A 13,118-nucleotide genomic window follows, 5' to 3' on the forward strand; every position below is an offset into this window, starting at 1 on the left:
CCCCCCATCACTCTTCACCGCGACGTCCGACCGTTCTGTTCATACATCGCTCCGCCGTCCTCCATGCTTCGCACCCGAGGGGTCGGCGGCGACTCCGTATGTGTATAGGAGACAGGCCGTCGAGGGTGCCGAGCCCATCGTCTCCAGCGACGGCAGGCCCCTGCTGCAGTTCAAGTCCCCCCGGGTGAGTCAGCCCCCGGTGCACCTCGCGGACCTGACGCTCGCCGAGCGGCAGGAGCGGTTGAAGGAGCTGGGCCACCAGGGGTTCCGCGCCAAGCAGCTCTCCACCCACTACTTCTCGCACTACACCACGGACCCCGCGGCGATGAGCGATCTCCCGAAGGCCGGGCGGGAGGAGCTCGTGGCGTCGATGTTCCCGCCCCTGCTCACCGAGGTGAAGCGCCTCACCACGGACAACGGGGACACCATCAAGTTCCTCTGGCGGCTCTTCGACGGCGCCCTCGTGGAGTCGGTGCTCATGCGCTACCCGGGCCGGGTGACCCTCTGCGTCTCCTCCCAGGCCGGGTGCGGCATGAACTGCCCCTTCTGCGCCACCGGTCAGGCCGGGCTGACCCGGAACATGTCCACCGCCGAGATCGTGGACCAGGTGGTCGCCGCGAACCGCGTCCTCGCCGAGGGCGGCCTGGGTGACCTCCGCACCGACGGCGGGCACGACGCGGACCGCGTCACCAACATCGTGTTCATGGGCATGGGTGAGCCGCTGGCCAACTACAAGCGGGTCATGGGCGCCCTGCACCGTTTCGTGGACGACTCCCCCGAGGGCCTCGGGATGTCCGCACGGAACATCACCGTCTCCACGGTGGGCCTCGTGCCGGCGATCGACAAGCTCGCGGCGGAGTCCCTCCCGGTCACCTTCGCGCTGTCCCTCCACGCCCCCGACGACGAGCTCCGCGACGAGCTGATCCCGGTGAACACGAAGTGGAAGGTCGACGAGGCGCTCGACGCCGCCTACAACTACTACCGCACCACCGGACGCCGGGTGAGCATCGAGTACGCGCTGATCAAGGACATGAACGACCACGGCTGGCGCGCCGACCTGCTGGCCAAGAAGCTCAACCAGCGCGGGCGCGGCTGGGTGCACGTGAACCCGATCCCCCTGAACCCGACGCCGGGCTCCATCTGGACGGCGTCCGAGAAGCACGTGGCGGCCGAGTTCATCACCCGGCTCCGCGACGCCGGGATCCCCACCACGCTGCGGGACACCCGCGGCAAGGAGATCGACGGCGCCTGCGGGCAGCTGGCCGCCGAGGAGTAGCGGACTCCGCCCGCCGCACTCGTGGGGCCGCCGTCGAGGTGGCGGTAGCCCGCGGCGAGCCGGTATAGTCGATCCTCGTGATGTGACGCGTCGAGCGTTCCCGTCACGAGGTGAGGGTCTTTAGCTCAGCTGGTAGAGCGCCACGTTTACACCGTGGATGTCATCGGTTCGATCCCGGTAGGACCCACCATGCAGAAGCCCCGCAGATCCACGATCTGCGGGGCTTCTGCGTTCCTCGGGGCGGAGGGACCCGCCTAGCGAGCCTCCACCACACCCACGGGCTTCCCGTCGGAGAAGCTCACCACGTAGTCCTGGCCCATGATGCTCACCGTGCACTGCAGGGTGCCGGCCGTCCGGCAGTCCGTAGCCGGCGCCGGCTCGACGGGCGCCGGATCCGTGAAGATCGGCTCCAGCAGCTCCGGATCGATGCCCGGCGGGGTCGGCTCGTGGAAATACCCCGGGTTCTCGAAGATCGGCTTCAGCAGCTCCGGGTCGATGCCCGGGGGCGTCGGCTCGTGGAACGGGACGGAACCCGGATCGATGCAGGTGTAGGGGTCCCCGGGGTCGGTCCACCAGGCACCCTCCTCGGTGACGGGGCACTGGGGATAGGGAGGGTTCGGCAGCAGTTCCGGCGGCAGGTCCCCACCCATGGCGCTCCCCGTACTGGGCGACGGCGACGGCGCGGCGTCGTCGACCGCGGTGCGGACGGCACCGGGTGAGGCGGACGCCGTGGCGGACACCGCGGCCTCGACCGGCGCGTCCGATCCCTGCGGAGTACCACCCCAGGTGTCGAGGATCAGCGGCGAGACCGCCACGGCGGCGACGGTGCCGAGAGAGACCAGAAGAGATTTGGTTGACGAACGCATTTTCCACCCCAGTTGAGAGACCTATGGGTAGAAACCTACGGCGGGCGTGAAGGGCTGGAAACAGTAGTCGCTACGTGTAATCCCGTGTGGCTACTCTAAGAAACTACGTGGTGCTACCTGCTCGGTGTTCACGTCCGGCAGGTGGTCCGCCAGGTAGGTGAGCGCCTCCGAGACGCCGGCCTCGATCTTCACGGTGGCGAACTCGTCACCGCGCGTGGGTCCGCGGTTGATGATCACGATCGGCTTCCCCGCCTTCGACGCGTGCCGGACGAAGCGCAGACCGCTCATGACCGTCAACGAGGACCCTGCCACGAGGAGACCGTCCGCAGCATCCACCATCGCGTAGGCGTCCGCTACGCGGCTCTTCGGCACGTTCTCGCCGAAGTAGACGAAATCAGGCTTGAGCATCCCGCCGCACACCGGGCACGGGGCCATCACGAAGTCCGCGGTGTCATCGACGTCGGCGTCCGCATCGGGTGCCACGTCACCGGCGTCGGACTCCCGCTCGAGGTACCCGGGGTTCAGCTCCTCGAGGAGCACGGCGATCTCCGACCGCGGGAACACCGACGCGCACTCCAGGCACACCACGCGGTCGAACGTGCCGTGGAGGTCGATCACGTCGATGCTGCCGGCCGCGGTGTGCAGCTTGTCCACGTTCTGCGTGATCAGACCGCTCAGCAGACCGCGCTGCTCCAGCCGGGCGACCGCGGCGTGGCCGGCATTCGGGTCGGCGCGACGCAGGTGCCTCCACCCCACGTGGTTCCGTGCCCAGTAGCGACGCCGCAGTGCTTCGTCGCCGACGAACTGCTGGTAGGTCATGGGGTTCCGCGGGACGGAGTCGGGGCCGCGGTAGTCCGGGATGCCCGAATCCGTGCTCAGACCGGCACCGGTCAGTACCGCGAGCCGCAACCCGCCGAGCAGCGACGCGACCCTGTCCAACTGGTGGCGTTCGTCCACGGTCAGGGATGCGAGGGACTCCGCCGGGGTCGCACTGACGAATCCGGTGAGCCCGAGCCGCGGGTTCGACGCCGGGCCGGGGAGATCCTTCCCCGCACCGCCAGGACCGGGGACGGACATCAGACGACTGCGGCGGTGCGCAGCGCCTCGGCGTAGTCGGCGATCGGCCGCCCCTGCCCGTGCTCGGAGGAGATCACGGCGCGGACCGTCCCCGAGGCGTCTAGGACGTAGCTGACGCGCTCCGCGTAGCCGTTGACGTCGTCGAACGCGGAGTAGGCGCGGGTCACGGCACCGTGCGGCCAGAAGTCGGCCAGCAGGTCGAAGGAGATGTCGTTGGCGTCCGCGAAGGCGCGCAGGGTGTACTTCGTGTCCACCGAGATCGCCACGAGACGGACTGCCGCGGCGTCGAAGAGCCCGAGGTTGTCACGCAGCTGTGCCATCTCGTCCGTGCACACCCGGGAGAAGGCGAAGGGGAAGAAGACCACCACGGCGCCGGCACCGAGCGACGCGCTGTCCACTGTCTCGCCGAACTGGTTCGGGAGGGAGAACCCGGGAGCCGTCGCGCCGACGTCGAGCGGCACCCGCTACTGCTTCCGGCGGCTGACGAGCCGCGTCGCGGACCACTCCTTGGACACACCCGCCGACGAGGTGGAGTGGAGCCCGGCCGTGGGGGCCGCCTCCTGCACGTCGGCCGGGGCCACATATCCCGGTCGTCCCGACTTCGGGGTGAGGAGCCAGACCACGCCGCCCTCGCCGAGCGAGGTGAGGGAGTCCACCAGGTCGTCCACGAGGTCGCCGTCGCCGGCGCGCCACCAGAGGATCACACCGTCGACCACGTCCTGGTCGTCCTCGGTGAGCAGCTCGGAACCGAGACCTTCTTCGAGATCCTCGCGGAAGTCGAAATCGACGTCGTCGTCGTAGCCGAGTTCCTGCACGAGGTCGCCCTCCTTGAAACCCAACTTGCCTGCCACGTCGACCGCAGTGGCGGCTTCAGCCTCGCTCACTTAGCTCCTCCTGAAAAGACGGGGCACTCGCGTGCTGCGCCCCCGGGTAGATGTGCTGTTGTACCAGCCAACACCTTTATACGCCACGCATCAAGCCGGACGCGGTAATTGACCCTCCGTGGACCGACTGCGGTACACCTCGGGTCCGCAGAGCACGCCCACGGCGAAATCCACCCGGGAACCCCCCACCGCGGCTACGCGCAGGGGGTGCGGCGACGATAGAGTGAACCGGTATATGGCCGCGGTGCACACGCCGGTCGGCCGAGCATGCACCTCTGCGTGGGCCTACGAGCCGTACGCAGGTATTAAGGCGACACAGACAGAATCTGTGGAAGTGGAGAGATATCGCGTGGCTGCAGAACAAGGTACAGCGGATATTCTGAGCGGTCTGACCGCGGGCAAGGCGGACGGCGATCCCGAGGAGACCGCCGAGTGGATCGAGTCCCTCGATGCGCTGATCCAGACCCAGGGCACCGAGCGCGCGCAGTACATCATGCGCTCCCTCCTGCAGCGTGCCGGCGCACAGTCCGTGGGCGTACCCATGGTCACGACGACGGACTACGTCAACACCATCCCGGCGGACCAGGAACCCGAGTTCCCGGGGGACGAGGAGATCGAGCGCAAGTACCGCGCCTGGTTGCGCTGGAACGCTGCCGTCATGGTGCACCGCGCCCAGCGGTCCGAGATCGGCGTCGGCGGCCACATCTCCACCTACGCGGGAGCAGCCACACTCTACGAGGTGGGCTTCAACCACTTCTTCAAGGGCAAGGACCACCCGAGCGGTGGCGACCAGGTCTTCTTCCAGGGTCACGCCTCCCCCGGCATGTACGCCCGGGCCTTCCTCGAAGGGCGCCTGAGCGAGGAGGACCTCAACGGGTTCCGTCAGGAGAAGTCGAAGGAGGGCCACGCACTCTCCTCCTACCCGCACCCGCGCCTCATGCCGGAGTTCTGGGAGTTCCCCACCGTGTCCATGGGCATCGGCCCCATGAACGCGATCTACCAGGCGCAGTCCAACCGCTATCTGCACAACCGCGGCCTGAAGAACACCTCCGACCAGCAGGTGTGGGCGTTCCTCGGCGACGGCGAGATGGACGAGCCCGAATCGCGCGGTCTGCTGCAGCTGGCGGCGAACGACAACCTCGACAACCTGAACTTCGTCATCAACTGCAACCTGCAGCGCCTCGACGGCCCGGTACGCGGCAACGGCAAGATCATGCAGGAGCTCGAGGCCTTCTTCCGCGGCGCAGGCTGGAACGTGATCAAGGTCGTGTGGGGGCGCGAGTGGGACTCGCTGCTCTCCAAGGACGACGACGGCGCGCTGGTGGACATCATGAACCAGACCCCCGACGGCGACTACCAGACCTACAAGGCCGAGTCCGGCGGGTTCGTCCGTGACCACTTCTTCGGGAAGACCCCCGAGACCAAGGCCATGGTGGAGGACCTCTCCGACGCCGACATCTGGAACCTGAAGCGTGGCGGGCACGACTACCGCAAGGTCTACGCCGCGTACAAGGCCGCCACGGAGTTCAAGGGCAAGCCCACCGTGATCCTCGCCAAGACGGTCAAGGGCTACGGTCTGGGCCCGCACTTCGAGGGCCGCAACGCCACCCACCAGATGAAGAAGCTGACCAACGGGGACCTGAAGGCCTTCCGCGACCACCTCCGCATCCCGGTGACCGACGAGCAGATCGACGACGACCTCTACAACCCGCCGTACTACCACCCGGGTGCCGACGCACCGGAGATCAAGTACATGATGGACCGTCGCCGTGCCCTCGGGGGTTCCGTGCCGGAGCGCCGCACCAGGCACGCCGAGATCGTCCTGCCGGGCGACAAGGCCTACGAGACGGCCAAGCGCGGTTCGGGCAAGCAGATGGCGGCCACCACCATGGCCTTCGTGCGCATCCTCAAGGACCTGATGCGTGACAAGGACTTCGGGAAGCGGATCGCGCCGATCATCCCCGACGAGGCCCGCACGTTCGGGATGGACTCGTTCTTCCCAACGGCGAAGATCTACAACCCGAAGGGTCAGAACTACCTCTCGGTGGACCGCGACCTGGTCCTCGCGTACAAGGAGTCGATCGAGGGCCAGATCCTGCACGCGGGCATCAACGAGGCCGGGTCCATGGCGGCGTTCACCGCCGCCGGCACGGCCTACGCCACGCAGGGCGAACCGCTGATCCCGATCTACGTCTTCTACTCGATGTTCGGGTTCCAGCGCACGGGGGACTCCATCTGGGCCGCAGCGGACCAGATGGCACGCGGGTTCATCATCGGGGCCACCGCCGGGCGCACCACCCTGACCGGTGAGGGTCTGCAGCACGCCGACGGGCACTCCCCCATCCTCGCGTCCACCAACCCCGCCGTGATCAGCTACGACCCGGCCTTCGGGTACGAGATCGGGCACATCATGCGCGACGGCCTGAACCGGATGTACGGCGACATCGGCGACAAGCCCGAGTCCTTCCGCAACGTCATGTACTACATCACCGTGTACAACGAGCCGTTCGTGCAGCCCGCGGAACCCGAGGACCTCGACGTCGAGGGTCTACTGAAGGGCATCTACCTGCTGAAGCCCGCGAAGAAGGACGGTCCCCGCACCCAGCTGCTGGCCTCGGGCGTGTCCGTACCCTGGGCCCTGGAAGCGCAGAAGATCCTCGCGAAGGACTGGGGTGTCTCGGCCGACGTCTGGTCGGTGACGTCCTGGAACGAGCTGCGCCGCGACGGCCTCGACGCCGAGGAGGAGGCCTTCCTCAACCCCGGTGCGGAGCCGCGCAAGCCGTTCATCACCCAGCAGCTCGAGGGTGCAACGGGTCCGATCGTGGCGGTGACCGACTACATGAAGGCCGTCCCCGACCAGGTCCGCCAGTTCCTCCCGAACGAGTTCGCCACCCTCGGGGCCGACGGCTTCGGCTTCTCGGACACCCGGGCGGCGGCGCGCCGGTACTTCAAGATCGACACCCACTCGATCGTGGTCCGCGCCCTGGAGATGCTCGCCCGCCGCGGCGAGGTGGACGCCGATGCGCCCAAGGAGGCCATCGAGAAGTACCGTCTCCTCGACGTGAACGCGGGCACCACGGGCAACGCGGGAGGCGACTCCTAGGACCCGCTCACCCCGGACACGGGACGACGGCGGGAGCGGCTCGGGTGCCGTTCCCGCCGTCGTCCTTTTTGTAGCTCCTCCACAAATGGGGCGAGGCTCACCGAGACCGTATGCTCGGAGGATGCCGCCGTCCGAGAACGCACCCGGGAACGCCGGGACCCACCGGGGTACCAACGCAGGCGTCCCCGTCCCCGACCCGGCCACCGTGGAGAAGCTGCGGGCCACCATCGGATCGCTCTCCACGGCCACCCTGAAGCAGCTGGACGCGGACCTGCCCTGGTACCGGGGCCTCCGCCCGGACGAACGCTCTGCGCTCGGCATGGTGGCGCAGAAGGGCATCGCCTCCTTCGTGAACTGGTACCAGAAACCGGTGTCACCGGCCTGGGTGCTGAGCGACGTCTTCGGGACCGCGCCCACCGACCTCACCCGCTCGATCAGCCTCCAGAAGGCACTGCAGCTCATCCGCGTGGTGGTGCAGGTGGTCGAGGACCACGTCCCCTTCCTCGCGCCCGCCGCCGACCAGGCGGCACTGCGCGAGGCCGTGCTGCGCTATTCCCGGGAGGTGGCCTTCGCTGCGGCCGACGTCTATGCGCGCGCCGCGGAGACCCGGGGGTCCTGGGACACGCGGCTGGAGGCGCTCGTGGTGGACGCCATCCTGCGCGGTGAGAGCTCCGACGCCCTGCGCTCACGCATCGCCGCCGTGGGCTGGAAGTCCCAGGCCCGCATCACCGTCATGGTGGGCAGCGCACCCGCCGAACCCAACGCCGCCTTCCTGAACGACCTGCGGCGCGTCACCGGACGCCTGGCCGAGGACGTGCTCGTGGGGATCCAGGGCGAGCGCCTCATCCTGGTCCTGGGAGGGGTGCGGGATCCCGACAACGCCCACCCGCGGATCAGCGAACTGTTCGGGGAGGGCCCGGTGGTCTTCGGCCCGGAGGCCGAGTCCCTCGTGGCCGCGAGCAGTTCGGCGCAGGCGGCCTTCGCGGGCCTCACCGCCGCGCGCGCCTGGCCCGGCGCCCCGCGCCCGGTGTCCTCCGAGGACCTCTGGCCGGAACGGGTCATGTCCGGCGACGACACGGCCCGCCGGGCGCTGGTGAGGAACATCTACCGGCCGCTGCTCGCCGCCTCGAACGGGCTCGAACAGACGCTCTCCGCGTACCTCGCCCTCGGCCACTCGTTGGAGGCGACGTCACGGGCCCTGTTCGTCCACGCGAACACCGTCCGGTACCGGCTGCGGCGGGTGTGCGACATCACCGGCTGGGACCCGCTGCTGCCCCGCGAGGCGTACGTCCTCCAGACGGCGCTCGTGGCCGGACGGCTCTCGGCGTCACCGGTGCCGTCGTCGGGCTCCGCGACGTCCTCCGGCGGACCGGGCAGATCCGGCGCCTCCGCGGGCTCCGAGAAGACCCCACCACCTCCGGCAGCGCGCCGTCAGGGCTTGTAGACTTCCTACAACACGGTCCGAGCAGCTTGGTGAGGCCGGACACCCGAGAAAACCCACCACCTTTGGAAAGCTGGAAGTGTGCTTGCAATCGCCTGCCCCGGACAGGGCTCACAGACGCCCGGTTTCCTGAGCCCCTGGCTCGACCTGCCCGGAGTCCGTGACCACCTCGAGGAGCTGGGCGAGCAGGCCGGACTGGATCTCGTGGCGCACGGTACCGTCTCCGACGAGGAGACCATCAAGGACACCGCGGTGGCCCAGCCCCTCATCGTCGCGGCAGGCCTGCTGACCGCGCGGCTGCTGCTGGCCGACCACCCGGTGACGGCCGGGACGGTGGTGGTGGGGCACTCGGTGGGTGAGCTGACCGCATCCGCGGTCGCGGGCGCCCTCCCGGAGGACGACGCCGTCGCCCTGGTGCGTGCCCGCGCGAACGCGCTGGCGCCGGCCGCAGCGGTGACCCCCACCGGGATGAGCGCGGTGCTCGGGGGCGCCCCCCCGGAGGTCATCGCACGGCTGACCGAGCGGGGGCTCACACCGGCGAACGCCAACGGCGGGGGCCGGGTGGTGGCTGCGGGTACACTGGAGCAGCTGACCGCACTGGCGGACGACCCGCCGGCAAAGGCCCGCGTGATACCCCTCAAGGTCGCCGGGGCCTTCCACACCGGACACATGGCGGAGGCCGTCACCGTGCTGGAGCAGCTCCGCCCCTCGCTCCGACCCGCCGCGCCCCTGGCCACCCTGCTCTCCAACTTCGACGGCAGGCCCGTCACCACCGGTGAGGGTAACCTGGACAGCCTGATCGCCCAGGTGTCCAGACCCGTCCGCTGGGACCTCTGCATGGAGTCCCTGCAGTCCATGGGGGTCACCGGGATGCTCGAGCTGGCACCGGCGGGGACGCTCACGGGGCTGGCGAAGCGCGGAATGCGCGGAACCGCGACCCTCGCCGTAAAATCTCCCGAGGACGTGGAAGCCGCCCGCAGCTTCATCGAGGAGCACTCGCGCACCCCGGCCCTCGACCCGTCCCTGACCCCCGAAGGACCCCAGTGAGCATTCCCGCCATGAAGCAGGCCCCCCTCCGCGAGCACACGAAGATCCTCGGCATCGGTGCCTACCGTCCGGAGATCGTCGTCACCAACGAGGACGTCTGCCAGTGGATCGACTCCTCGGACGAATGGATCCGGCAGCGCACCGGCATCGTCACACGGCACCGTGCCCCGCGCGAGGTCAGCGTGATCGACATGGCCGAGGCCGCATCGCGCGAAGCACTCGCCGCAGCGGGCATCGAGGCCCATCAGCTCGGTGCCGTCCTCGTGTCCACCGTGACCCACCCCTACGCCACGCCCTCGGCCGCAGCACAGCTCACGGACCGGATCGGTGCCACGCCCGCACCCGCCTACGACATCTCGGCGGCCTGCGCCGGCTACTGCTACGGGATCGCGCAGGCCGACGCCCTGGTGCACGCCGGGAGCGCGGAGTACGTCCTGGTGGTCGGCGTCGAGAAGCTGTCCGACTTCATCGACAACTCCGACCGCACGATCTCCTTCCTGCTCGGTGACGGCGCGGGTGCCGTGGTGATCGGCCCCGGGGAAACGGCGGGGATCGGTCCCACGGTGTGGGGATCCGACGGCAGCAAGCACGAGGCGATCCGCATGACCCGGTCGCTGACGGACGTCCGCGACTACGCCATCGGCGCCGTAGCCACGGAATCCGAACGCGAGCAGGACGTCGAGGCCGGCAGGGAGAGCCTGTGGCCCACCATGCGCCAGGACGGCCCCACCGTGTTCCGCTGGGCCGTGTGGGAGATGGCCAAGGTGGCCCAGCGCGCCCTCGACGCCGCCGGCATCACGGCCGAGGATCTCGCGGTGTTCCTGCCCCACCAGGCCAACATCCGTATCATCGATGAGATGGTGAAGCAGCTGAAGCTGCCCGAGCACGTCCACGTGGCACGGGACATCGTCGACGCGGGCAACACCTCCGCGGCGTCGATCCCGTTGGCGATGCACCGTACACTCGCCGAGAACCCCTCGCTCAGCGGCAAGCTGGGACTGCAGATCGGGTTCGGTGCCGGACTCGTCTTCGGCGCACAGGTTGTCGTCCTCCCCTAGTTTCCGAGCCCAGACCGCGATCGAGCGGCCTGACCACCCCCGCCGGTGCACCGGCAAGAACAGAAAAGGAGCCATCATGGCTAGCAACGAAGAAATCCTGACCGGCCTGGCCGAGATCGTCAACGAGGAGACCGGTCTCGCCCCCGAGTCCGTCGAGATGGACAAGTCCTTCACCGACGACCTCGACATCGACTCCATCTCCATGATGACCATCGTGGTCAACGCCGAGGAGAAGTTCGGGGTCCGTATCCCCGACGAGGAGGTCAAGAACCTGAAGACCGTGGGCGACGCCGTGAACTTCATCTCGGGCGCGCAGGCCTAGTAGCCGCCCCTCCCGGCGCTGCGGCCGCTCCCGGCGTCCACGCCGTGGGCGGCCGCCCTCGTCAGATCCTCTCCCCGCTGTACGTCAGCACCACTCCCGCTTCGAAAGAGTGACCATGCCACGCAAAGTCGTCATCACCGGACTCGGTGCAACCACCCCGATCGGCGGGGACGTCCCCACCATGTGGGCCAACGCACTCCGAGGAGTCTCGGGCGCCCGGACCATCGAGGCCGACTGGGTGGCGAAGTACGAGCTGCCCGTGACGTTCGCGGCCCAGGTGTCCACCCCTGCGTCGGAGGTGCTGACCCGGGTCGAGGCGAAGCGCATGGATCCCTCCACCCAGTTCGCCGTGGTCGCCGCCCGTGAGGCCTGGCGCGACTCCGGGATCGAGGAGCTCGACAAGGACCGCCTCGCCGTGGCGTTCGCCACCGGGATCGGCGGGGTGTGGACCCTGCTCGACGCCTGGGACACCCTCCGCGAGAAGGGACCACGGAGGGTCCTCCCGATGACCGTCCCCATGCTCATGCCCAACGGCCCCGCGGCTGCGGTGAGCCTCGACCTCGGGGCGCGCGCGGGAGCCCACACCCCGGTGTCCGCCTGTGCCTCGGGAACCGAGGCCGTGCACCAGGGACTCGAGCTGATTCGTTCCGGCAAGGCCGACGTCGTGGTGTGCGGTGGCGCGGAAGCCGCCATCCACCCGATGCCGATCGCGGCCTTCGCCTCGATGCACGCCCTCTCCCGCCGCAACGACGAGCCGGAACTCGCCTCCCGCCCCTACGACACCGGACGTGACGGCTTCGTCATGGGCGAGGGCGCCGGGGCGCTGGTCATCGAGGCGGAGGAACACGCGCTCGCCCGCGGTGCCCGCATCTACGCCGAACTCGCCGGGACCTCCGTCACGGCCGATGCGTACCACATCACCGCGCCCGACCCGGAGGGCCTCGGCGCGACGCGCGCCCTCAAGGCCGCACTCTTCGATGCACGTGCCCAGGCCACGGACGTGGTCCACGTGAACGCGCACGCGACGTCCACCCCGGTGGGCGACAAGCCGGAGTACGTGGCGCTGAAGACGGCCCTCGGGTCCCACGTGGACCAGGTGGCGGTCTCCGCCACGAAGTCCCAGACCGGTCACCTCCTCGGCGCCTCGGGTGCGGTGGAGGCCGTGATGACCGTCCTGGCCCTGCGGGACCGGACGGCGCCCCTCACGATCAACCTCGACAACCAGGACCCCGACATCCCCCTCGACGTCGTCACCGCTCCCAGGGAACTGCCCTCCGGCGACATCGTGGCACTGAGCAACTCGTTCGGTTTCGGCGGGCACAACGCGGTGATCGTGCTGCGGAGCATCTGACCTCCTCCCACGACGAACAGGCACCATCCCGGATCACCCGGATGGTGCCTGTCGGCTGTGGACCGGGCTACCCGCCCGCGGCGGACCACCGCCCCGGTCCAGTGGGAACCACGGAGGGATCCGGGTCTCCGGTGCGGCCGTCACGCGCGGTCCGGCCCAGATGGGGCCGGTCAGCCCACCTGGTGCAGCCAGCGTACGGGAGCGCCCTCGGCCGCGTGACGGAAGGGTTCGAGTTCCTCGTCCCACGACTCACCCAGCGCGAGGGACAGCTCGTGGTAGACGGCCGCGGGATTCCCGGCCCCGGCTTCGTAGGCGTAGCGGATGCGGTCCTCGGACACCATGATGTTCCCGTGGACGTCCGTGGTGGCGTGGAAGATCCCGAGCTCGGGCGTGTGGGACCAGCGTCCGCCGTCCGCACCCGCACTCTGTTCCTCGGTGACCTCGAAACGCAGGTGCGCCCATCCGCGCAGGGCGGACGCGAGCTGTGCACCCGAACCCTGCGTCCCGGTCCAGGGGAGCTCCGCACGCATCGTCCCGGGCGCGGCAGGCTGGACCTTCCACTCCAGGTCGATCCGCTCGTCCAGCACGGAGCCGATCGCCCACTCGACATGAGGGCACAGCGCGGTAGGGGCGGAGTGCACGTACAGGACACCGCGTGCCATCACAACAGACATTCCATCCTCCATAGCTGTA

The 13,118-nt window shown here is 69.1% G+C and carries 12 protein-coding genes and 1 tRNA gene; 8 read left to right on the top strand and 5 right to left on the bottom strand.

Annotated features, from left to right (window positions below; all coding sequences use genetic code 11):
* Positions 1-100: 100 nt before the first annotated feature.
* Positions 101-1,276 carry a 23S rRNA (adenine(2503)-C(2))-methyltransferase RlmN gene (gene rlmN, locus AC792_RS11040; RefSeq protein WP_049830575.1) on the top strand — a complete coding sequence of 392 codons (1,176 nt, stop codon included), beginning with the start codon at positions 101-103 and terminating at the stop codon, positions 1,274-1,276.
* Between the two features lie 114 nt (positions 1,277-1,390).
* Positions 1,391-1,466 (top strand) — tRNA-Val (locus tag AC792_RS11045).
* A 64-nt stretch (positions 1,467-1,530) separates the two neighbouring features.
* Here AC792_RS11045 and AC792_RS11050 read toward each other — a convergent pair.
* The 4 genes from AC792_RS11050 to AC792_RS11065 all read right to left on the bottom strand — a co-directional run bounded on the left by AC792_RS11050 (position 1,531) and on the right by AC792_RS11065 (position 4,103).
* Positions 1,531-2,142 (bottom strand): hypothetical protein, encoded by a 612-nt coding sequence (locus AC792_RS11050; protein ID WP_049830576.1) that lies wholly within the window; start codon positions 2,140-2,142, stop codon positions 1,531-1,533.
* 90 nt (positions 2,143-2,232) lie between these two features.
* A complete protein-coding gene (locus AC792_RS11055) occupies positions 2,233-3,219 on the bottom strand; it encodes an NAD-dependent protein deacetylase (protein WP_049830577.1) in 987 nt (328 codons plus the stop codon).
* The gene (locus tag AC792_RS11060; protein WP_049830578.1) at positions 3,219-3,680 is read right to left on the bottom strand and encodes a redoxin domain-containing protein; all 462 of its coding nucleotides are present in this window, start codon (positions 3,678-3,680) and stop codon (positions 3,219-3,221) included. Before AC792_RS11060 ends, AC792_RS11055 begins: the two co-directional genes overlap by 1 nt.
* A gap of 3 nt (positions 3,681-3,683) precedes the next feature.
* Positions 3,684-4,103 carry a DUF3052 domain-containing protein gene (locus AC792_RS11065; RefSeq protein ID WP_049830579.1) on the bottom strand — a complete coding sequence of 140 codons (420 nt, stop codon included), beginning with the start codon at positions 4,101-4,103 and terminating at the stop codon, positions 3,684-3,686.
* Positions 4,104-4,452: 349 nt separating this feature from the next.
* On the opposite strand from AC792_RS11065, the gene aceE reads away from it, so the two are divergent.
* The 6 genes from aceE (at position 4,453) to fabF (ending at position 12,425) form a co-directional block, all read left to right on the top strand.
* Positions 4,453-7,206, top strand: coding sequence for a pyruvate dehydrogenase (acetyl-transferring), homodimeric type (gene aceE, locus AC792_RS11070; RefSeq protein ID WP_049830580.1), 2,754 nt, complete (start codon positions 4,453-4,455; stop codon positions 7,204-7,206).
* A gap of 121 nt (positions 7,207-7,327) precedes the next feature.
* On the top strand, positions 7,328-8,650 hold the full coding sequence (locus AC792_RS11075) for a PucR family transcriptional regulator (RefSeq protein WP_082177674.1): 1,323 nt from the start codon (positions 7,328-7,330) through the stop codon (positions 8,648-8,650).
* Between the two features lie 78 nt (positions 8,651-8,728).
* A complete protein-coding gene (locus tag AC792_RS11080; protein ID WP_049830581.1) occupies positions 8,729-9,694 on the top strand; it encodes an ACP S-malonyltransferase in 966 nt (321 codons plus the stop codon).
* A complete protein-coding gene (locus tag AC792_RS11085; RefSeq protein WP_049830582.1) occupies positions 9,691-10,752 on the top strand; it encodes a beta-ketoacyl-ACP synthase III in 1,062 nt (353 codons plus the stop codon). Before AC792_RS11080 ends, AC792_RS11085 begins: the two co-directional genes overlap by 4 nt.
* Positions 10,753-10,828: 76 nt before the next feature.
* Positions 10,829-11,074, top strand: a complete 246-nt coding sequence (locus tag AC792_RS11090; protein WP_043445747.1) for an acyl carrier protein — start codon at positions 10,829-10,831, stop codon at positions 11,072-11,074.
* A gap of 115 nt (positions 11,075-11,189) precedes the next feature.
* A complete protein-coding gene (fabF, locus tag AC792_RS11095; protein ID WP_049830583.1) occupies positions 11,190-12,425 on the top strand; it encodes a beta-ketoacyl-ACP synthase II in 1,236 nt (411 codons plus the stop codon).
* Between the two features lie 170 nt (positions 12,426-12,595).
* Here fabF and AC792_RS11100 read toward each other — a convergent pair whose 3' ends face one another.
* Entirely contained in the window at positions 12,596-13,099 is a 504-nt protein-coding gene (locus tag AC792_RS11100; protein WP_049830584.1) for a DUF3145 domain-containing protein, read from the bottom strand.
* Between the last annotated feature and the right edge of the window lie 19 nt (positions 13,100-13,118).

Origin of the sequence: Arthrobacter sp. RIT-PI-e, from assembly GCF_001187915.1 — a bacterium.
In the GTDB taxonomy this organism is placed as follows: Bacteria; Actinomycetota; Actinomycetes; order Actinomycetales; family Micrococcaceae; genus Arthrobacter_D.